The organism is Streptomyces arenae (assembly GCF_022343545.1).
GTDB lineage: Bacteria > Actinomycetota > Actinomycetes > Streptomycetales > Streptomycetaceae > Streptomyces > Streptomyces humi.
Genome location: NZ_JAKQYH010000018.1, coordinates 16,214 through 37,648 on the forward strand (window position 1 = coordinate 16,214; position 21,435 = coordinate 37,648).

Here is a 21,435-nt window from a genome sequence, read left to right on the forward strand (position 1 = left end):
TCGCGTACGGACCACAATCCCGCCATCCGGAACAATGCCCCTTAACGCTTGGGATGCGGCGAACTACGCTGGGTTTACGAATGCCGCGTGGTTATGCCAGTGCGGCAGCCGTCTGTGTCGAGGGGTGGCGCATGTCCAGGGAGCAACGCGGGCCGAACGAAAAGCTCGGCGCCGTTCTCGCCCTCGCGGGAATCAGCAACGCAGGACTCGCGCGACGCGTCAACGACCTTGGCGCTCAACGCGGGTTGACTCTTCGCTACGACAAGACGTCGGTGGCGCGCTGGGTGTCGAAGGGCATGGTGCCGCAGGGCGCCGCGCCGCACCTCATCGCGGCCGCGATCGGCCAGAAGCTCGGCCGCCCGGTGCCGCTCCACGAGATCGGCCTGGCGGACGCGGACCCCGCGCCCGAAGTGGGCCTCGCCTTCCCCAGAGACGTCGGACAGGCGGTGCGGTCGGCGACCGAGCTGTACCGTCTCGACCTCGCCGGCCGCCGGGCCGGCACGGGTGGCATCTGGCAGTCCCTGGCCGGTTCGTTCGCAGTGAGCGCATACGCAACGCCCGCCTCGCGCTGGCTGATAACCCCCGCCGACAGTTCGGTCGCGCGCGAGGCGTTCGGCGCCGAGGGTGCGGGCGCACCGCTCAAAGTCGGCCACAGTGATGTGCAGAAGCTGCGGGAGGCCGCCGAGGACGCCAGGCGCTGGGACTCCAAGTACGGGGGCGGCGACTGGCGTTCTTCGATGGTCCCCGAGTGTTTACGGGTGGAGGCCGCACCGCTGCTGCTCGGCGCGTACTCCGACGAGGTCGGGCGGGCGCTGTTCGGGGCGAGTGCCGAACTGACGCGGCTGGCCGGGTGGATGGCGTTCGACACGGGCCAGCAGGAGGCCGCGCAGCGGTACTACATCCAGGCGCTGCGGCTCGCCCGCGCCGCCGCGGACGTGCCGCTCGGCGGGTATGTCCTGGCATCGATGTCGTTGCAGGCGACCTACCGCGGGTTCGGCGACGAGGGCGTCGATCTCGCGCAGGCCGCCGTGGAGCGCAACCGGGGACTGGCGACGGCGCGGACCATGAGCTTCTTCCGGCTGGTCGAGGCGCGGGCACACGCGCGTGCCGGTGACGCACAGGCCGCGGGGGCCGCGCTGAAGGCCTCGGAGGGCTGGCTGGAGCGGGCCCGGGAGGGGGACAACGACCCCTCCTGGCTCGGCTTCTACGGCTACGACCGGTTCGCCGCGGACGCGGCGGAGTGCTACCGCGACCTGAAGGCGCCGCGGCAGGTGCGGCGCTTCACCGAGCAGGCGCTGTCCAAGCCGACGGAGGAGTTCGTGCGGTCGCACGGGCTGCGGCTGGTGGTGTCGGCCGTTGCCGAACTGGAGTCCGGGAACCTCGACGCGGCATGCGAGCAGGGGGTGCGAGCCGTGGAGGTGGCCGGGCGGATCTCGTCGGCACGGACGACGGAGTACGTGAAGGACCTGCTGCACCGGCTGGAGCCGTACGGGGACGAGCCGCGGGTGGTGGAGCTTCGGGAACGGGCCCGGCCGTTGCTGATGGCGCCGGCGTGAGAGACGCCTAGTCGTCTGCGGGGTCCATGTCGCATGGCGAGTGCGGGTGCGTGGGGGCTGGTCGCGCAGTTCCCCGCGCCCCTTACGGGGCGCTTTCCTCAAGCACGTTTCAAAGTGATGTCAGTGGCGCAGTGCACTATCGACGTGGGAGGTGGTGCAGGTGCCGGCCGGGATCGCTTACGACTGTGACGTGCTCGTCGTCGGGGGTGGGATCGTCGGGCTGTCCACGGCGTACGCGATCAGCCGTGCCGCGCCCGGCACCCGGGTCACCGTGCTGGAGAAGGAGGCCGGGGCGGCCCGGCACCAGACCGGGCGGAACAGCGGGGTCATCCACAGCGGGATCTACTACCGTCCCGGGTCGCTGAAGGCCCGGTACGCGGTCAAGGGCGCCGCCGAGATGGTCAAGTTCTGCGCGGAGTACGGCATCGCGCACGCCGTCACCGGCAAGCTGATCGTGGCCACCGAGCGGGCCGAGCTGCCCCGGCTGCACGCCCTCGTGCAGCGCGGCCGGGAGAACGGCATACCGGTGCGGGAGCTGGGGGCCACGGGGATCGGGGAGTACGAGCCGGAGGTGCGCGGCCTGGCCGCCATACACGTCGGGACCACCGGGGTGTGCGACTTCGTGGGGGTGGCCCGGCAGCTCGGCACGGCCTCGGGGGCGGAGATCCGGTACGGCGCGCAGGTCGTCCGGGTGGACCGGCGGCCGGAGCGGGGCGTGGCCGTGCTCACCTCGCGCGGCGACGTCGTACGCGCCCGCGTGCTGGTGAACTGCGCCGGGCTGTACTGCGACGAACTCGCCCGCCTGACCGGGGACGAACCGGGGATGCGGATCGTGCCGTTCCGGGGCGAGTACTTCGAGCTGGCACGGCCGGAGCTGGTGCGGGGCCTGGTGTATCCGGTGCCGGATCCGGCGTTCCCGTTCCTCGGGGTGCATCTCACGCGCGGGATCGACGGCGGTGTCCACGTCGGCCCCAACGCGGTCCCGGCGCTGGCCCGGGAGGGATACGGGTGGAACGTCGTACGGCCCCGGGAGGTCGCCGGCACGCTGGCCTGGCCGGGCTCGTGGACGCTGGCACGGCGGCACTGGCGGTACGGCGGCGGGGAGCTGCGCCGGTCGGTGTCGAAGCGGGCGTTCACCACGGCCGTACGGCGGCTGCTGCCCGCCGTGGACGAGGGGGACCTGGTGCGGACGGCGGCCGGGGTGCGGGCGCAGGCCGTGCTGCGGGACGGCACGCTCGTCGACGACTTCCTGATCAAGGAGGGCCCGCGCGCGGTGCACGTGCTGAACGCGCCCTCGCCCGCGGCGACGGCCTCGCTGCCGATCGGGCGTGAGGTGGCGCGGCGGGCGCTGGAGATGCTGGGTTCGGTGTGACTCCCGCAGGGGGCCCGTCCGCGTCCGGTACGGGCCGTAAAATCGGATGCACTGTGTCTGACTCGCTCAATGCCCCCGAAGCCCCCCAGCCCACCGGGACCGTCCCCGGCGCCGGCTCCCACCACACCCCCGGGGTGTCCGTCCGGCACACCCGGGCCAAGGGGGAACCCCGGTTCCCCGACGGGCCCAGGGCCGATCCCGCCGGGTCGCACTTCGAGCGCCGGATCCGCAGCTTCCAGCCGCGCCGCAGCCGGGTGACCGCCGGGCAGGCCGACGCGCTCCAGCGGCTGTGGCCCAAGTGGGGGCTGGACATCGACGGGCAGCGGGTCATCGACCTCGGTGAGCTGTTCGGCAACGGCCACCCGGTGGTGCTGGAGATCGGGTTCGGGATGGGCGAGGCGACCGCGCAGATGGCCGCCGAGGACCAGGGCGTCAACATCCTCGCCGTGGACGTGCACACGCCGGGGCAGGGGAACCTGCTCAACCTCGCCGACCAGCAGGGGCTGTCCAACGTCCGGGTCGGCAACGGCGACGCGATCATCCTGCTCCGGGAGATGCTCACGCCCGACTCGCTCGACGGGCTGCGCGTCTACTTCCCCGACCCCTGGCCGAAGAAGCGGCACCACAAGCGGCGGCTGATCCAGCCCGAGTTCCTCGACCTCGCCGCGACCCGCCTCAAGCCGGGGGCGACCGTGCACTGCGCGACGGACTGGGAGCCGTACGCCGAGCAGATGCTCGCCGTGCTCGAAGCGCATCCCGAGTTCGAGAACACGCAGGCCGACGGCGGTTTCGCGCCACGTCCGCGGTACCGGCCGCTGACCCGTTTCGAGGGTCAGGGACTGGACAAGGGACATGTGGTGAACGATCTGCTCTTCCGTCGCGTACAGCATCGGGTGCGGCAGAGCGAGCAGCACCGACTGGAGTCACCTCGTTAGGGTCGATGCCGTGGCCACCTATTCGCCGCCGTACCCGCCGTATCCCCCGCACCCCGCCGACCAGGGCCTGCGGCATCCCCGCTGGTGGCAGCGGCGCTGGGTGCGGTACGGGGCGCTGGGCACCCTGCTGGCCGTCTCCGGGCTCGTCATCCTCGCGCTGGTGCGGGAGCAGACGGGGACGGAGGGGTTCCTCGTCGGGCTCGGGCTCGCCGTGCTGCCCGTGCCGTTGCTGGTGGGCGCGTTCCGCTGGCTCGACCGGGTACAGCCGGGTCCCTGGCGGAACGTGCTGTTCGCCTTCGCCTGGGGTGCCTGCGCGGCCGCGCTGATAGCCATCGTCGCCAACAGCTTCGCGACGCGCTGGATAGCGACCGCGACCGCGGACCCGACCGGTGCGAACACCCTCGGGGCGACCGTGATAGCGCCGATCGTCGAGGAGTCCGCGAAGGCGGCGGCCGTGCTGCTGGTCTTCCTGTTCCGCAGACGGGACTTCACCGGGATCGTCGACGGGGTGGTGATAGCCGGGGTCACCGCCACCGGGTTCGCGTTCACCGAGAACATCCTCTACCTCGGCACGGCCTTCGGGACCGATCAGCTGACCGGTGACAGCGGGATCGCCTCCGTCACCGCGGCCACCTTCTTCGTACGCATCGTCATGTCGCCCTTCGCGCATCCCCTGTTCACCGTCCTCACCGGGATCGGCTTCGGCATCGCCGCGCTCTCCGGGCGCCGGCAGCGGGCGCGGCGGGCGCTGGCGCCGGTCGCCGGGCTGCTGCTCGCGATGAGCATGCACGCGTTCTGGAACGGGTCGTCGACCTTCGGGCAGTTCGGGTTCTTCGCCGTGTACGGCATGTTCATGGTGCCGTCGTTCGGGCTGCTGACCTGGCTGGCGATCTGGACGCGGCAGCGGGAGCTGCGGGCCGTGCGGGAGGAGCTGCCCGCGTACGTCTACGCGGGCTGGCTGGGCGCGGCCGAGCCGTTCGTCCTCGGGTCGATGCGGGCCCGGCAGATGGCCCGGGAGTACGCCGCGTACCACTTCGGGAAGCCGGCGGGGCGGGCGGTCGCCGAGTACGAGGGGTACGCGACGACGCTGGCGCTGCTGCGGCGCCGGGGGCAGCGGGGGCGGGCGGAGGCCGACTTCGTCGTACGGGAACGGGAACTGCTGACCGAGCTGTGGAGCCGGCGGGAACTCGCCCGCCCCGCCCTGGAGTACGCGGCCCGGACGGCGGGCGCGGGGTACGGCTACCCGGTCACCCCGGTCTACGGGGCACCGGCCTGGTACGGATCGGCAGTCCCGGCACCGGCCTACAACCCGTACCGGTCGTAGGCACGGGGCGCGGCCCGCCCTGACACCGCCGACCCGCACCGCCGTGGCCGAACACCGTCGCGGCGAAGACGAACGCGAGCGCCGACGGAGAAGGGGGGGAGCGGAGAGCAGCCGGGCCACCGCCCCGCCACCTTCAGGCCGCGGCCTTCGTCACCGTCAGGCAGAAGCCGTCGTCAGTTTTTGCAGGTCCTGCTCCGTCAGGGTCAGGTTCGCCACTTCCAGCAGGGCCGGGAGCTGGTCCACCGTGCGGGCCGAGGCGATCGGGGCCGCGACGGTGGGCTGGGCGGCCAGCCAGGCCAGGGCGACCGTGGGGACGGGGGCCGCGTGGGCCTCGGCGACCTCGTCCAGCGCGGTCAGGACCCGCTGCCCGCGCTCGGACTCCAGGTGCTTGGCGGCGCCGCCCGCGCGGGCGCTGTCGACCGTCGTACCGGGGCGGTACTTGCCGGTGAGGAAGCCGGAGGCCAGGGCGTAGTACGGAACCGCGGCGAGGCCGGTGCGGGAGGCGAGGTCCTGGAGGGGGCCCTCGTAGGTGTCCCGGGAGACCAGGTTGTAGTGGGGCTGGAGGGCGACGTACCGGGCCAGGCCCTCGCGGTCGGAGAAGTCGAGGGACTCCTGGAGCCGCTCGGCGCTGATGTTGGACGCGGCGATGTGCCGTACCTTGCCCGCCCGCACCAGCTCGTCCAGCGCTCCGATGATCTCCTCGACCGGCACCTCGGGCTTGTCGAAGTGCGTGTAGTAGAGGTCGATGTGGTCGGTGCCGAGGCGGCGCAGGGACGCGTCGGCGGCGGCCTTGATGTTGGCGGCGGACAGCCCCTGGTACTCGGGGTGCTGGCTGACCTTCGTGGCGATCACGACGTCGTCGCGGTTGCCGCGGGCCTTGACCCACCTGCCGATGATCGTCTCGGACTCGCCGCCCTGGTTGCCCTCGATCCACGCCGAGTAGGAGTCGGCGGTGTCGACGAAGTTGCCGCCCGCGGCCGCGTACGCGTCGAGGACGGCGAAGGAGGTGGCCTCGTCGGCGGTCCAGCCGAAGACGTTGCCACCGAGGGCGAGCGGGAAGACCTCCAGGTCGGAGGCGCCGAGCTTACGGAGAACGGGGGAAGCGGAAGAAGCAGTCATGCTCCATTCCAACGCGCCCAGGCAGGCCGGCCATCCCACGCGATACGAAGTTCTCGTAAAAGCGGAGGTCCGGGCGCGGGCCCGAGGCGCGCCGGAGACACCTGACCGGCGGCCTCGACATCGGGGGGTGCCGTCGGGCCGCCGGGGACAGGTGGAGGTTCCGTCAGGGGTTGAGGCCCTTGCCGCGGAGCCAGGTCATGGGGTCGATGCCGGTGGCCTGGCCGCCGGGGTGGACCTCCAGGTGGAGGTGCGGGCCGGTGACGTTGCCGGTGGCGCCGACACGGCCGATGACATCACCGGTGGCGACCTTCTGGCCGACCTTGACGCCGATCGAGGACTGGTGGCAGAACCACAGCTCGGTGCCGTCGTCCAGGGTGAGGATCGTGCGGTAGCCGTAGGAACCGGCCCAGCCCGCCTCGGTGATCGTGCCGCCGTGGACGGCCTTGATGATGGTGCCGGTGGGCGCGGCGAAGTCGAGGCCGGTGTGGTAGCCGGAGGACCACATGGACCCGGCCTGACCGAACGTGCCGGTGATCGTGTACGACACGACCGGCAGCGTGTACTGCTTGGCCAGCGCGGCGAGCCGGGCCTGCTCGGCCTTCTGCTTGGCCGCGGCGACGGCCTTGTCCTTGGCGTCGCTCGCCTTGGCGGCGGCGGCCTGTTCTGCCTTGGCCTCCGCGGTGGCGACCGCCTTGTCGGCGGCGGCCACGGCCTTGGCACTGGCCTTGCTGTCGAGCTGGCTCTGCTGCCGCTCGGCCTGGGCGATGATCCGGCTGCGCAGCGCCTCGCCCGCGTCGGCGGAGGAGTCGTCCGCGTCGGTGGCGGTCGTCGTGGTGACGCTGCTGAGCGCGGTCTGCGTGGCCTGGTGGCCGCCGTCCTCACCGAGCAGGGAGCCGACGGACGGCAGGTCCGGCAGGGAGATGGAGACCGGCCGGTGGCCGGTGTTGGCGCTGGCCATGCCGCCCGCGCCGACGGCGGCGATCACGCCGACGCCGAGGACCGTGGAGCTGCGGGCGAGCCCGCCGCCGCGCTGCTTGGCGACCCGGTGCCGGCCTCGTTCGGGGGCGAGGGACTCCTCGGTGGGGTTCCACTCCTCCCAGGGGCCCTCGTCGCTGCGGTAGCTGCCGTAGCCGAAGGTGTCGGGCTGACGCCGGCCGGGTGCGAACGGGGCTGTGGGGGCAGACGGGTTGGACGCCACGCGGGCGCACTCCTTTCCTTCCGCCGCCTACCGGGTTAGCTGACGGGTTCGGAGCGGGAAGGTCTCCTACGCGCGTATACCGGCCGATTCGTACTCGGCGGCAGCCGTGCGATTCACCCCAAGGTGGTGGTTCCCCGGTTCCCTTGACGGGATTCGGCGCGTGCGCACGGAGCCGACTCGGGTGACGGCTGGGACGACCGCGCTGCGTTATCGAACGTTAATAGACCCGGCTGTCAGATTCCAAGCCATTCGCCTTGATCATTAAGCTTCCACAGCATGGACTTACCTGCCATGACCGGTCGAAAACGGTCGAGTCGACCGCACTCTCCGATCGGATCAGGTGTCACACGCGTTTTGATGGTGACTCAGATGTGATGCGGAGGGGCGTCGTCCGCGCACCCTGCGTGACGACGCCTGACGACGCCTGAGGGCGCGTACAAAAAGACCCAGGGCCGGAATCCATCATCGGATTCCGGCCCTGGGTTTCAGTAGCGGGGACAGGATTTGAACCTGCGACCTCTGGGTTATGAGCCCAGCGAGCTACCGAGCTGCTCCACCCCGCGTCGGTGACACCAGCATACGTCATCGGAAGAGTGCGAGTCACATCAGTTACGGGAGGGGGCCGCGGCCGGTGGCCGAGCGCTAGGCGGGAGGCGTCTCCAGGTGGGCGTTGGGCGCCTTGGCCAGGGCCTCGTACTGCCCCAGCACCAGCACCGCCACCCCCTGCTCCCGCAGCATCCCCGTCCCGTCGGCCGCCCGTACGAACGTGTCGGGTTCGCGCCAGGCCGTGACCACCCGGCGTACCCCCGCCGCGAGGATCAGCTCGGCGCACGGGTGCGGGCGGGAGGCGCGGTGGGTGCAGGGTTCCAGGCTGGTGTAGACCGTGGCCGTGGACAGCCGGGGGTCGGCCGGGGAGATCTTGGCCAGCGCCGCCTCCTCCGCGTGGGCCGCCGGGTCACCGGCCTCCCGGGAGTGGCCGCGGGCCAGCTCCGTGCCATCGGCGGCGACCACCACCGCGCCGACGCTGAACGCGGTCCGCGAGGGCGGGCACTCGGCCGCCAGCTCGCAGGCGAGCCGCAGCCAGTGCCGGTCGGCGGCGGACGCCGAGCCGCCCACGCCGGGCGCGGTGGGCTCGTAGCGGGCCAGGACGACGTCCTCGATCCGGCGGGTCTCCAGCAGGCGCAGGCGGCCGCCCTGGTAGCCGCCGGGGCCGAACAGACGCGGCGCCTTCGGGTCGCCGACCAGGACAGGGGCGAGGACCAGCTGGAGCTCGTCGGCGAGGCCCTGCTGGAGCAGCTGGGTGTGCACGGTGCCACCACCCTCCACCATCAGGCGGTCCACGCCCCGCACCTCGTGGAGGTGGGTCAGCAGCGCGGGCCAGTCGAGGTCGGGGCCCAGCGGGACGACGTCGGCGGCGATGCCCAGCGCCAGCGCCCGCTCGGCGCCCGCATCCGTCGTGTAGAGGATCTTCTCGCCGCCCGTGTGCCAGAACCGCGCGTCCGGGTCGAGGTCGCCGGTCGCGGTGACCGTGACCTTGAGCGGGTACTCGGGCCGGCCGGCGGCGAGCCGGGCGGCGCGGCGCTCCTCGGAGTACACCAGGAGGCGGGGGTTGTCCGCGCGGATCGTGCCGGCGCCGACCAGGACCGCGTCGGCGGTGGACCGCACCTCGTCGACGCGGTCGAAGTCGGCCGGGGAGGAGAGCAGCAACCGCTCGGGACCGGTGTCGTCGAGGTAGCCGTCGAGGGAGACGGCGGCGGACAGCAGGACGTGGGGGTACGGCATCGGACGCGCTCACTCTCGGCGGCGGGCGGGGTGTGAACACTTCCGGCGGCGGGCGGGGTGTGAACCGGAAGCTTGGTTAAAGTTTGAAACAAACCTACACTGGCCTTATGACGACTCGCTGGCTCACCCCGAAGGAGCAGCGCGCCTGGCGCGCGTTCATGGCGGCGACGAACCTCCTGGAGGACGCGATCGACCGCCAGCTCCAGCAGGACGCCGGCATGCCGCATCTCTACTACGGCATCCTGGCCAACCTCTCCGAGGAACCCGAGCGCAAGCTGCGGATGACCGACCTCGCGGCGAGGGCGAAGATCACCCGGAGCCGGCTGACGTACGCCGTCACCCGGCTGGAGAAGGACGGGCTGATCCGGCGCGAGGACTGCCAGTGGGACAAGCGGAGCAGCTTCGCGATCCTGACGGACGAGGGCATGGCGGTGCTGGAGCGCACCGCGCCGGGCCATGTGGAGACGGTACGGGCGGCGGTGTTCGACCGGCTCTCCGAGGACCAGGTGGGGCAGTTGGAGGAGATCAGCTCCGTGATCGCGCGGGCGCTGGAGGGCGACGCGTCGACCCCGCGGCCGACGGCGGACGAGGTGCCGTGGCGACGGCGGTCGTCACCCTGTTCCGGTTCGTGAACCCCGGTTTCTCCGACCTCACGCATTTCTCCGACCTCACGTAAACCTGTTGCTTCAAATTTAAAACACGGGGTATGGTTCCAGCCGTGGATCTGTTTCAAATCTGAAGCAGGCACGACGTCCCACACCGGGACAGCAGTCCCGCACCCGGACACAGGAGACCCCGATGACCGACTTCCCCGCCGCCACCCAGCGCGCCCGCGTCCGGGTCCCGCTGCGCTTCGCCGACGGTTACAGCGTCAACTCCGAACTCGTCACCTTCCACGGTCTGACCGACGGCCAGGAGCACGTCGCCGTCATCCTCGGCGACCCGGCCCCCGGTACCCTCCCGCTGGTCCGCCTGCACTCCGAGTGCCTGACCGGGGACGTCTTCGGCTCGGCCCGCTGCGACTGCGGACCCCAGCTGCGCGAGGCCGTCGAGCGCATCGCCGACCGCGGCGGCATCCTGCTCTACCTGCGCCAGGAGGGCCGCGGCATCGGCCTCTACAACAAGCTCGACGCGTACGCCCTCCAGGACCAGGGCCTCGACACCTACGAGGCGAACGCCGCCCTCGGGCTGCCCGAGGACGCCCGCGACTACACCGCCGCCGCCCAGATGCTCCAGGCCCTCGGCCACGACGAGCTGGATCTGCTCTCCAACAACCCCGACAAGGCCGAGCAGTTGCGCGGCCTGGGCATCACGGTCCGCGACCGCGTCCCGACCGGCGTCTTCAGCACCGCCCACAACGTCCGCTACCTGCGCGCCAAGGTCCTGCACACCCAGCACACGCTCCCGCTGGCCGAACTGACGGAACTCAACGCGGGCTGACCGGTCCGCCGGGGATCGCGGCGCCCGGGCCGGCGAGGGTCACATGCGCAGCCAACGCGTCATCCGCTTACCCCGGCTCGCGTCGTCCAGCTGGTCCGCGTACTCGTCCATGCCGTCCTCGCGCAGGATGGCCGCCGTGCCCCGCACCTCCCAGGCCTTCGAGCGGCGGACCACCGCCTGGATCAACAAGCGGGCCACCTCGTCGAGACGCGCGCCGCCCAGCTCGGCGAGCACATCGGGCAGCCAGTCCTCCAGCGGGACACGCTCCACGGCCGAGGTGACGACCCAGGCGACATCGGCCTCCTTCTCCTGGAGGTACAGGGCGCCGAGCAACTCCGCCAGCTGGTACGGCTGGAGGGCCCGAGCCGCCTGCCACAGCACCCTCCTGGCCCGGTCCACGTCCGCGGCGTCGAAGGGTCTCGCCAGTCCTTCCTCGAGAACGCGCGCGACCGCCGGATCGTGCACCTCGGTATGGCGCCGCGCCGACGAGCGCAGCACCCGCACCGCGTCCCCCCGCGGCAGCCCCGCCCTGCGCAGCCTGGTGAGCACGGCCGGCAGATCGGCCCGCAGGCCGAGCCCGGCGAGCACCGACTCGTCCTGGGGCACCCCGGACTCCGCCATGACCCGGTAGACCGCCACCACCCGGTCCGCCGGGGCGACTTCCATCAGGGTCCGGAGGTCAAGCGGGAGCCAGGCGACAGGACGTTCGCTCTGCCAGAGTTCCAGGAGCGCCCGGGGCGCGTCGTCCCGCCCGGCCAGTGCTTCACCCAGCGCCCACACGGCTGCGCGGCCGCCGTCCTCCGGATAGAGGCGCCGGAGTTCCGCGATCAAGGGCAGCAGCACGGAGCGCGGCAGCCGGATCAGGCCCTCGGCGACGACGCCGCTCAGCGGGCTCCCGTCGCTGTCGCTCGCCCCCGGCTCCGTGGCCGCCCACGCGGTGACACGCACGACCGCCCGGAGGCCGAGGCGGGTCATCGAGGCCGCGAGGTGCCGGCACTCGTCGGGCGAACAGAGGACGGGGAGTTCCGCGAGGATCTCCTCCAGGAGCGGTTCGGAACGCTCGGCGAGCAGGTCGAGGAGGCGGTCCACGTCCGCGAACCGTTCGTCGCGCAAGTAGCGCCGGACAACGGGCGCCACGTCCTCGCCTCCGGCGGAGCCCGCGATGTGCGCGTGGAGCGTCTCGACGTCGACTTCGGCGGCGAGGGCGGGCAGCGCCCCGAGCAGTTCCTCGTCCGCGCTGTTCAGGAGGTCGGCGAGCATCCGGTCGGCGTCGTCCCGGGCACCGTGCGCACGCATCGCCGTGACCAGGACGACGCGCTGTGCGGCGGGGCGGCCGGCAGCGCGTTCCAGGAGTCTGTCCACCGCCTCGTGCCCGAGGTCGCGCAGGGCCGCGATGAGGGCGGCGGCCTGCTCGGGTCCGGAGTCGGCCACGTCGGTGAGCAGCCGCATGGCGTCCAGGGGCCGGCCGAACCGGCGCAGCGCCGTCATGAAGGCCACGGTGTCGGCGGCCCCGCGGGGGCCCGAGGTCGCCCACCGCACCACCGTGACGAGGGCGTCGGGGCGGGTCCTGCGGATCTTCTCCATGATCCGCAGCACTTTCTCGGCGGAGGCCCGGCGCAGCAGGTCGCGGGCCGCTTCGTCGCCCCAGGCGAGGCCCACCGTGTGCAGGGCGAGTGCCCAGCCGACCCGCTCCTCCGGCTCGGCGGCGAGCAGGGCGCGGAGGAGCTCCTCCGCCTGCGGCTGTGCACCCTGCTCCTTCATGGAGAGCAGCAGCCGGGCGGTCTCCTCCCTCGACCGGGAGGCGGCGAGCGCCGCGGGCAGCGCCAGGTACAGCGCGTACGCGGACTCGGCCGAGTCCCGTTCCAGCAGGGCATCGGCGACGCGCACGTACTCCGGGTCGGGTTCGCGGGCCACCAGCATGCGCAGGCCGGCCATGGCCTCGTCGCCGAGTCCCTGCTGGTGGAGGGCGACCACCAGGTCGGCCGAGCCGTCGGGACCGCCCATGGCGAGGGCGGGCCGCACCAGTCGCTCCGTGACCGTCAGGCCCAGGTCGCGCAGGCTGCGGGCGGCCGCCGCGACCGCCGTGGGACCGGTGCGCGCCAGCGCCTCGAACATCATGTCGGCCACGTGGCCTTCACCGATCTGTTCGAGGACGTGCAGGCACTCCGTGACCTGCGCGGCGGGCCGCGCGGCGACTGCCTCGCACGCGAGCTTCGTCTCCCGGCCGAGTCCGGCCGAGCGCAGCTCGCCGAGGAGCGCGGCCGCCTCCTGCTCGGGCCAGCGGGTGGCCACGGCGGTGAGAACGGCGTCCGCCTCGGCACCGCGCCCCGACTTCGTCAGCCCCGCCAGCCGCTCGATCAGCCCCGGCACGGTCTCGTCCAGCAGTGCCTCGTAGCCGGCCGGTACGACGGTGTCGCGCGGCGCCGGGATCCGGGGGCCGCGGCGCTCGCCGAGGTGGGCCCGGTTGCGGACGAAGGTGATGCGGGCACCCGCGTTACGGGCGCGCTGCTGCGGAACGGGACCGCCGCCCGCCCGCAGGGCGCGGTCCACCGAGCGGTAGATCGTGTCCATGTCCAGGAGGTCGCCGGTATCGGGATGCCCCTGGTCAAGCACCCTGACGAGTTCCCCGGTGAACAGCGTGAACTCGGCGCCGACCGGTGCCATCGAGGTCCGGTTCTCCGCCGAGGAGGTCATCAGGAACGTGCCGTCCACCTCGGCGAAGTCGGCGACGCCCACGTCCGGACCCATCACGCCCTTGAGGGCCCGCCCGCTGAAGCAGGTGTCGAGGATGACCACTTTGTGCAGCGCCGTGCAGTACCGGAGGATGACCGACCGGACCCGGTCGTACGACAGGGCCCGGAACAGGTGCTCGCTGCTGGTGTCCGGCAGTGCCAGTTGGAGTCCGTCGGGCTGCTCGGGCAGTCCGTGTCCCGCGAAGTACAGCAGGAACCCGTCCTGTGCCTGCGAGGCCGCCTCGTGCACCGCTTCGAGGACCTCGCGGTCGGACGTCGGGTCCAGCAGGACCGTGCAGTTCTCTTCCGGCAGCCCCCACAGGTCCGGGTCGCGCAGGAGTTCCGCCATGCGCCGGACGTTGTTGGCGACGGCGGGAAGCGGGTCCAGGTGCTGGTAGCCCTGGACGCCGACGATGACCGCCCGGGAGGCCGAGGGCTCAGGCTGCGCCATCGCCGCCCGCCTCCGCCCGGGCGCTGTCGGCGTCCCGCGCACCCGTGGTTCCGGCGGGCGCTCCCGGTGGCGGTTCCCGGAGAGCCGCCAGGATCCGCTCCAACGCCTCCGGGCTGTCGTCCGTCAAGGTCAGCGTCCCGCCCGGCAGGGTCACACGCACACGGGGCGGCACCGGGCGGGTCGAGCGCCAGGACGCGTACGCCAGCGCCAGGTTGGCGGCGGCGATGCCCTGGCCGAGCACCACCTCGATGACGTCCAGCGCCCCCATCGTCCCGGCCGACTCGCGAGTGACCCGGTGTATCCGCGCCGACCGGCGCAACTCGGCGTCCCCGACGAGCCAGTCGTGGAGTTCGCTGACGATCAGATGCCCGTCCTCGTGATCGGGACCGGTGATCGTGGCACGCATTGTGTTCCCCCATAACCCCCTGCAACGATCCGCAGCCGTGAGTGTAGGGCGGCACTCACCCCCGGACACCACGAATGCCCCAATCGTCGCCCGCCGGTTGGGAGGACACCGGCCCCGGCCCGGCCGCGGACCGCACCGGTGCTCGTACCCGGAACCCACCGCGGTGCGGGTGGGCTGAGCGCCCGGGTCAGCGTCGTTCCGTCCTGCGGTGGGGGGACGCCGCGGGGTTCGACGGCCCGTCGGCTCCGGCTGTCATGAGCGCGGACGGGGGCAGGCGCGGGGCCAGGGCCAGGGCGCCCGGGACCGTCACCAGGGCCAGTGCGGCGAGGGTGACCCAGGGGGCGACGCCCGACACGTCGAGCAGCAGTGAGAACAGCAGCGGGGCCACGACCGTTGCGACGGCGAAGGAGTACTGGAAGACGGCGATGTAGCGGCCGCGGATCCCGGCGGGCGCGGCGTCGGCGGACAGGGCGTTGGACACGGGCGAGTGCACGAGCTGAGCCGCCGAGTAGCAGAGCACGGCCACCGTCAGGCAGGGGACCCACAGGCCCCGGGGCAGCCACAGCGGACCCGCCGTCAGGCCCGCCCACGCGGCCCAGAGCACCCCGGCCAGGCACAGTGACCGGTGCCGGGGCAGCGGCCGGATCAGCCGGACCACCGTCGTCTGCAGCACCGCCTGGACCACCGTGTTCATCGCCAGCAGCGGTCCGACCGCCCAGGTCACCTCGGGCAGCCGGCGTTCGACGAACGGCGGGAAGGCGATGCTGAGCATGACGTTGCACAGCGCGAACGCCGTGTTCAGCGCCACCAGCCCCAGGTAGGGGCGGTCGGCCCACAGCTCCCGGTATCCGCGGCCGCGCGCGGCCGGGGCACCCGGCTCGGCGTGGCCCGTGAGGGCCGGCAGCGTCGCGCTCCGCGGCACCCCACGCACCAGCAGCAGGGCGGCCATCAGCAGCAGCACGGCACACGTGCCGATCGCCCCGCGGTACACCGGACCGGACTTCACCGACAGGGCGACGCCCGCGGCGACGGCGCCGACGCCGTAGCCCGCCGCACGCAACGAGCCGGCGATGCCGAACCACCGCTCGCGGGAGTGCCCGCCGGGGTCGCCGTCGGACACATTGCTGACCAGGGTGAACGCCGAGGACCAGAAGGCCCGTTGCCCCAGTGAGGCGATGGTCGCGGCCACGAGGATCCCGACGTCGTCGCGGACCACGAGGTATCCGAGGAAACCGGCCGCCTGGAGCAACTGCGCGGCCAGCACGGTCGGCCGGGGCCCGTGCCGGTCGACGAGGGGGCCGATCCACAGCGGCAGCGGCAGCGAGAGCAGGCCGGCCAGGCTCAGCAGGGTCCCGACCCGGACCAGCGAGGCGTCCGAACTCGCCGACAGGTACAGCAGGGACAACGGGACGAACAGCCCGGTGACGACGGAGTCGACCATCAGCACGAGGAAGACCGCGGTCCCCGCCGTGTTCCGCGCCGTGTTCCGCGCCTTGTTCCGCGAGGACCGCGCGGGACGCCGCCCTGACGCTGTCAAAGACCCTCCCGGCTGCGGACCCCGACACGAAGGTCGGACACAGATGTTGGGCACGGACACGGGGCACGGAGATGGGGCACGGACGCGTCACGTCGTATCCGCGGCTCACGCGGTCATTCCGCCACCGGACGAACCTTTAGCAACCCCTTGCTCTCCGCGTGCTCCGCCGGAGCCGCCCGAGAACGCGGCGGCGCCCGAGCCGACCGGAGTCGGATCGGGCGCCGTACGGCAGGTCAGGGGGTTGGATCCCCCGCCCGCAACCTGTAGGCCGTGTGGGACTCGAACCCACAACCAATGGATTAAAAGTCCACTGCTCTGCCAATTGAGCTAACGGCCCAGGCGATGTTGCCTCCCCGAGCATAGCCGGACGGAGCCGTGTCGCCGATCGGGTATCGGGGTCACGGCCGCGTCGGGTGGCAGAAGTGGGCCGGAGCGTCAGAGATCGACCAGTTTGGCGGTGCTCTCGTGGCGTGCTCTGTCCGGGTTCAGGAACCAGTGGCGGGCCGAGGCCTGCCACCAGACCGCGGCGAAGCCGAGGACCGCGAGGACGGCGACCGGGGCGTAGTTGAAGGTCTCCCAGGTGACCGGAGAGACCTGCGGGAGCATGAAGAGGACCGTGATGACAGCGACCCAGGTCACCGAGACGACCCCGATCACGCGTGACCAGCGGCCCAGGTGCCACGGGCCGCGCTGGAACTCGTCCCCCTTGCGCACCCGCAGCAGCGTCGGGATCACGTACGCCACGTACAGGCCGATCACCGCGATCGACGTCACGGCGGCGTAGGCCGTGTAGTTGATCAAGTAGGGCAGGCCCAGGGCGAGCGCAGACAGGGCCGCGAGCCAGACCGCCGCGACGGGAGTGCGGGTGCGCGGGCTGACCGTGTGCCAGACACGGGAGAAGGGCAGCGCGCCGTCGCGCGAGAAGGCGTAGATCATGCGGCTGTTGGCCGTCACCGACGCCATCCCGCAGAAGAGCTGGGCGCCGATCACCACCAGGAGGAGGAGCTTGCCGGTCGTCGCGCCGAGCGCGTCCAGGAGGATCTGCGCCGGGGGCGCGCCGGTCGGGGACTTCAGCTCCGAGCCGTACGACTGGATCGCGAACGTGAAGCCGAGGAGGAGGACGAAGCCGGCGATCCAGGACGTCCAGATGGAGCGGACGATGCCCTTCGGACCCGCCGTCGACGCGTCGTGGGTCTCCTCCGTCATGTGCGCCGAGGCGTCGTACCCCGTGAACGTGTACTGGGCCATCAGCAGCCCCAGCAGGACGACGTACGGGCCGCTGCTCCAGCCGGTCTCGTTCACGAACTTCGTGAAGACGAAGGACGCGGACTGGTGGTGGTCGGGTACGAAGGTCAGCGCGCCGACGATCACCAGGACGCCGAGCACGTGCCACCACACGCTCACGCTGTTCAGGAACGCGACGATGCGGACGCCGAAGGTGTTGAGGAGGCCGTGCAGAACCAGGATCGCCGCGAAGAGCAGGATCGTACGGCCCGGAGTCACCTCGAAGTCGAACTGCAGGTTCAGGTACGCGCCCAGGAAGGACGCGGCGCCGAAGTCGATGCCCGCGGTCACCGCCACCTGGCCCAGCACGTTGAACCAGCCCGTGAACCACGCCCAGGCCGCGGCCGAGCGGGGCGGGGCCAGCCGGTGGGCCCAGAAGTAGAGGCCCGCGGAGGTGGGGTAGGCGGAACAGATCTCGGCCATCGAGAGGCCCACGAACAGGGTCATCAGGCCCACGGCCACCCAGCCCCAGGTGATCACCGCGGGACCGCCGGTGATCATGCCGAACAGGTAGAGGGTGAGACAGCCGGACAGGACGGAGATGATCGTGAACGAGACCGCGTAGTTCGAGAACGCCGACATACGACGGGCCAGAACCTGGGTGTAACCGAGCTGGGCCAGCCGCTCCTCGTCGGAGAGGCCGCCGGAAGGCGACGTGCCTATCGCGTCTTCTGTCATGCCCCCAGCGATTCCCCCGGCGAGGTCGTGACATGCGTCACAGCATGGCCGAAAAGAACCTGGAACGGGCACGAAACAGCCGTCGGCCGGACGATCTCCGGGAAACGGCTGAGCGCCGCGTCCCGGTGCGGGACGCGGCGCTCAGGCGGGTGTCACGGAACGTCAGCCGTTGCGCTTCCAGCGCGGCTTGTCGTCGCGGCGCCCGAAGGAGCCGGAGGACGAACCACGGTGGTCGTCACGGCGGCCGAACGGACGGTCGTGGCCCGGACGGTCGTGACCGGGGCGGTCGTGACCACCGCTGCGGAAGCCCGGACGGTCGTCACGGCGGTCGCGGTTGAACGGACGGTCGCTGCCACGGTGGCCACCGCGCTCGTCACGGCGGAAGCCGCCACGGTCGTCACGGCGCTCGAAGGAACGGCCACCTCGGTCGTCACGGTCCCGGTCGAAGGAACGGCCACCTCGGTCGCCGCCACGGTCGTCACGGCGCTCGAAGGAGCGGCCACCGCGGTCGTCACGGCGGTCGTCACGACGCTCGAAGGAACGGCCGCCACGGTCGTCACGGCGGTCGCGGTTGAACGGACGGTCGGTGCGGTCGCGGTCCCGGTCGAAGGAACGGCCACCACGGTCGTCACGACGGTCGTCCCGACGCTCGAAACCGCGGTCGCGGTTTTCGCGGCGCTCGAAGGGGCGGCCACCCCGGTCGTCACGACGCTCGAAGGAACGGCCACCGCGGTCGTCACGGCGGTCGTCACGACGCTCGAAGGAACGGCCACCACGGTCGTCACGACGGTCGAAACCGCGCTCGCGGTTGTCGCGCGCCGCCGGAACCTCCGGCTGCGCCTCCGTCACGGCCTCCTCGACCACGGCCTCGGCCTGCGCCTCGGCGACCGCCGTCTCCGGGTCGTCACCGCGCTCGCGGGCGGCACGGGCGACGAGGCGGTCGGCCTCCTCGCGCAGTTCCGCGGCCCGGCGCTGCGCCCGCTCCAGCTCCTTGGTGAGCTGGGTGACCTCGCGCTCGGCCTGCTGCGCCGCGTTGCCCGCGGACTCGGCCTGCACCTCGGTCATCGAACGGGCGCCGGTGATCTCGGCGACCTCGGGGTCGAAGGCCGTACCGGAGTTGATGATGTGACGCCCGGCGTCGACGCCCGCGTCCTCCATCAGCCGGAAGATCTGGCGCCGCTGGTGCGGCAGGGAGAGGGAGACGACCGTGCCGGTGCGGCCCGCGCGGGCGGTACGGCCGGCCCGGTGCAGGTAGTCCTTGTGGTCGCCGGCCGGGTCCACGTTCAGGACCAGGTCGATGCCGTCGACGTGGATGCCGCGCGCGGCGACGTCGGTGGCGACGAGGACGTTGACGTAACCGTCCTTGAAGTCGGCGAGGGTCCGGGTCCGGGCGCCCTGGGTCATGCCGCCGTGCAGCGCGTCGGCCTTCACGCCGGAGTCGCGCAGCTGCTCGGCGACGCGGTCGGCGCCCAGCTGGGTGCGGACGAAGATGATCGTGCGGCCCTTGCGAGAGGCGATCGCGGCGGTGACCGGCGCCTTGTCCTTGGGCTTCACGATGAGGATGTGGTGGGACATGGTCGTGACCGCGCCCTGGGCGGCGTCGACCTCGTGCGAGACCGGGTCGACCAGGTAGCGCTTGACCAGCGTGGAGATCTCGTTCTCCATGGTGGCGGAGAAGAGCATGCGCTGGCCGCCGGCCGGGACCTGGTCGAGCAGCTCGGTGACCTCGGGCAGGAAGCCCAGGTCGGACATCTGGTCGGCCTCGTCGAGGACGGCGATCTGCACGTCCTCGAGGGAGCAGGCGCCGCGGTTGATGATGTCGCGCAGGCGGCCCGGGGTGGCGACGAGGATGTCGACGCCGCGCTCCAGGGCGTAGATCTGGTTGCCCATGGACGTACCGCCGCAGACGACCTTCATCTTCAGGCCGAGGACGTCGCCGTAGGGCTGGAGCGCGTCGGCGACCTGCATCGCCAGCTCGCGCGTGGGGGTCAGGATCACGGCACGCGGCCGCTTCTTCTCGGTGCGGCCGCCGGCCAGCGTGGCCAGGGTGGGCAGACCGAAGGAGAGGGTCTTGCCGGAGCCGGTGCGGCCGCGGCCGAGGATGTCCTTGCCGACCAGGGCGTCCGGGATGGTCGCGGCCTGGATCGGGAAGGGGGTGGTCACGCCGTTCTGCGCGAGCTTGCGCACGACGCCCTCGGGGAGACCGAGGTCGGCGAAGGTGGTCTGGGGGGTGGTGTCGGTGGTGTCAGCGGCCTCTTCGGAGGCCTCGGTCGCCAGGTCGTCGTTCTCGAGCTCGTTCTCGAACTCGTTCTCGGACACGACGAACTGATCAGTACTGGACACGGACATGCGAATGCGAAACCTTCCGGAGTCTCTTCGGCACGCGCCCGTCAACTCCGTGATTCGCTCACGACCGCCTCAATGCGGTCCGCCACGGCAAGGGAGAGTACGCGCCACACGGCGCGCTCTGCGGTGGCGCCGGGCAAATGGGATCAAACGATCTACCACCATACGCACCCACCACCCCCCAAGGCAAACCGAGCCCCAATCTCGCAGCTCACAGCGGTACGGCCGGGCAGCGGAGCGAACGGTTCGCCTCGGCCCCGCGGCTCCCGGACCACCGCGCCGACGCACGCACCCGTGCCCCGCCGCGACACCCGGACAGCCACACAGACCAGACGCGCTTGCTTACCCCTCCACCAACACCCACCCCCACCGACTTCTTCCCGCTCCCCACACACCGGTACACAAACGCCCGGGTCGGCCGCCGACCGGTCCGGTGGGGTGGGGGTGGTGTTGGCGGGGTCGGCGGACCGTGAGGTGGTGGCGGTGCCGCCGGCGGTCGGTGGCCGGGCGGTGAGGTCCCGGCGGTATCGGCGAGGGTCGGCCGGTAGATGGGAGCGGAGGCGGTATCGCCGGGGGCGGGCGGTGGACGGTGGCTTGGGGTGGTGTTGCCGGGGCGGCTGGGGGCCCTGGGGGCCCTGGGGGTGTTCTATGCCGGGGTGCCTGCTGCTGGGGCTGGTTCTCGTTGGGTCAGTTGGGGGCCGGTTTCCTCGTGTGCCGACGAGGACGGCTCGGCCGACGGCGGGTCCGTCGCCGGGGGCGGCGGCGGGGGCGAAGCCGGTGGCGGCGTGGGGGTGTCCGCCGGCGGCGTGGGGGACGCCGGTGCGCCCGTCGGCGGCCCGGCCGGCACCCCCGGCGGCGCGCTCTGCCCCGGCTGCACCGGCGCGTCCGGCCCCGCGCTGCCGCCGCCCCGCACCGACCGCGCGGACGCCGACGCCGACTCCCCCGGCTTCGGCTTCCCCGCATGCCCCCGCTTGCCGTCGGCCACCGCACCGCCGTACCCCGCGCCGCCCTCACCCGACACCCCGGGGCCGGCGCCGGCCCCGTCACCGCCCCGGCGCCCCGCCGAGTGCGACGGCTTGGCCTTCCCCGCGTCGTCGCCCACGTTCACACAGCCGGCGGCGGCCGCGACGGCCATCACCGTGACGGCCAGACGGACGGGTACGTTCAAGGGGCGCACGGCGGCCACCTCCGGGGGGAAGTAAGAAGTCGACCTGCCCAACTCCCGCCGCCCGCAAGAGGACACGCTGACCGCGCGCCGGGGACAAACGACCGAAG

Annotated in this window: 15 protein-coding genes, 2 tRNA genes and 1 riboswitch; of the genes, 6 read left to right on the forward strand and 11 right to left on the reverse strand. The window is 72.3% G+C overall.

What is annotated here, in order from left to right:
- Nucleotides 1-131 precede the first annotated feature (131 nt).
- The 4 genes from MB828_RS09260 to MB828_RS09275 all read left to right on the forward strand — a co-directional run bounded on the left by MB828_RS09260 (nt 132) and on the right by MB828_RS09275 (nt 5,187).
- A complete protein-coding gene (locus MB828_RS09260; protein WP_046734475.1) occupies nt 132-1,556 on the forward strand; it encodes a hypothetical protein in 1,425 nt (474 codons plus the stop codon).
- A 151-nt stretch (nt 1,557-1,707) separates the two neighbouring features.
- Nucleotides 1,708-2,928 carry an L-2-hydroxyglutarate oxidase gene (gene lhgO / locus MB828_RS09265; RefSeq protein ID WP_301647764.1) on the forward strand — a complete coding sequence of 407 codons (1,221 nt, stop codon included), beginning with the start codon at nt 1,708-1,710 and terminating at the stop codon, nt 2,926-2,928.
- 53 nt (nt 2,929-2,981) lie between these two features.
- Entirely contained in the window at nt 2,982-3,863 is an 882-nt protein-coding gene (gene trmB / locus MB828_RS09270) for a tRNA (guanosine(46)-N7)-methyltransferase TrmB (RefSeq protein WP_301647765.1), read from the forward strand.
- A gap of 10 nt (nt 3,864-3,873) precedes the next feature.
- Nucleotides 3,874-5,187: a PrsW family intramembrane metalloprotease gene (locus MB828_RS09275; protein ID WP_301647766.1), complete on the forward strand. Its 1,314-nt coding sequence runs from the start codon at nt 3,874-3,876 to the stop codon at nt 5,185-5,187.
- Between the two features lie 156 nt (nt 5,188-5,343).
- On the opposite strand, the gene MB828_RS09280 is transcribed toward MB828_RS09275, so the two are convergent.
- From MB828_RS09280 to MB828_RS09295, 4 genes are all read right to left on the reverse strand, one after another.
- Entirely contained in the window at nt 5,344-6,306 is a 963-nt protein-coding gene (locus tag MB828_RS09280; RefSeq protein WP_133023887.1) for an aldo/keto reductase, read from the reverse strand.
- Nucleotides 6,307-6,469: 163 nt separating this feature from the next.
- Nucleotides 6,470-7,504 (reverse strand): M23 family metallopeptidase, encoded by a 1,035-nt coding sequence (locus tag MB828_RS09285; RefSeq protein WP_301647767.1) that lies wholly within the window; start codon nt 7,502-7,504, stop codon nt 6,470-6,472.
- A 9-nt stretch (nt 7,505-7,513) separates the two neighbouring features.
- A riboswitch (cyclic di-AMP (ydaO/yuaA leader) is annotated at nt 7,514-7,673 on the reverse strand.
- A 320-nt stretch (nt 7,674-7,993) separates the two neighbouring features.
- Nucleotides 7,994-8,067 (reverse strand) — tRNA-Met (locus MB828_RS09290).
- Nucleotides 8,068-8,146: 79 nt separating this feature from the next.
- Nucleotides 8,147-9,286, reverse strand: a complete 1,140-nt coding sequence (locus MB828_RS09295; protein ID WP_301647768.1) for a dihydrofolate reductase family protein — start codon at nt 9,284-9,286, stop codon at nt 8,147-8,149.
- 107 nt (nt 9,287-9,393) lie between these two features.
- Between MB828_RS09295 and MB828_RS09300 the strand changes: the two genes are divergently transcribed.
- Nucleotides 9,394-9,918 carry a MarR family winged helix-turn-helix transcriptional regulator gene (locus tag MB828_RS09300; protein WP_301647769.1) on the forward strand — a complete coding sequence of 175 codons (525 nt, stop codon included), beginning with the start codon at nt 9,394-9,396 and terminating at the stop codon, nt 9,916-9,918.
- Nucleotides 9,919-10,084: 166 nt separating this feature from the next.
- Complete coding sequence (locus tag MB828_RS09305) at nt 10,085-10,726, forward strand: GTP cyclohydrolase II (RefSeq protein WP_133023883.1); 642 nt, start codon at nt 10,085-10,087, stop codon at nt 10,724-10,726.
- 39 nt (nt 10,727-10,765) lie between these two features.
- Here the strand turns inward: MB828_RS09305 and MB828_RS09310 are convergent, their stop codons facing one another.
- The 7 genes from MB828_RS09310 to MB828_RS09340 form a co-directional block, all read right to left on the reverse strand.
- Nucleotides 10,766-13,909 carry a caspase family protein gene (locus tag MB828_RS09310; protein WP_301647770.1) on the reverse strand — a complete coding sequence of 1,048 codons (3,144 nt, stop codon included), beginning with the start codon at nt 13,907-13,909 and terminating at the stop codon, nt 10,766-10,768.
- Complete coding sequence (locus MB828_RS09315) at nt 13,896-14,315, reverse strand: effector-associated constant component EACC1 (RefSeq protein WP_301647771.1); 420 nt, start codon at nt 14,313-14,315, stop codon at nt 13,896-13,898. Before MB828_RS09315 ends, MB828_RS09310 begins: the two co-directional genes overlap by 14 nt.
- Before the next feature lie 187 nt (nt 14,316-14,502).
- On the reverse strand, nt 14,503-15,852 hold the full coding sequence (locus MB828_RS09320) for an MFS transporter (RefSeq protein WP_301647772.1): 1,350 nt from the start codon (nt 15,850-15,852) through the stop codon (nt 14,503-14,505).
- Between the two features lie 264 nt (nt 15,853-16,116).
- A tRNA-Lys gene (locus MB828_RS09325) sits at nt 16,117-16,189 on the reverse strand.
- A 98-nt stretch (nt 16,190-16,287) separates the two neighbouring features.
- A complete protein-coding gene (locus MB828_RS09330; RefSeq protein ID WP_301647773.1) occupies nt 16,288-17,814 on the reverse strand; it encodes an amino acid permease in 1,527 nt (508 codons plus the stop codon).
- A gap of 162 nt (nt 17,815-17,976) precedes the next feature.
- The gene (locus MB828_RS09335) at nt 17,977-20,163 is read right to left on the reverse strand and encodes a DEAD/DEAH box helicase (RefSeq protein ID WP_301647774.1); all 2,187 of its coding nucleotides are present in this window, start codon (nt 20,161-20,163) and stop codon (nt 17,977-17,979) included.
- A 643-nt stretch (nt 20,164-20,806) separates the two neighbouring features.
- The gene (locus tag MB828_RS09340) at nt 20,807-21,337 is read right to left on the reverse strand and encodes a hypothetical protein (RefSeq protein ID WP_301647775.1); all 531 of its coding nucleotides are present in this window, start codon (nt 21,335-21,337) and stop codon (nt 20,807-20,809) included.
- Between the last annotated feature and the right edge of the window lie 98 nt (nt 21,338-21,435).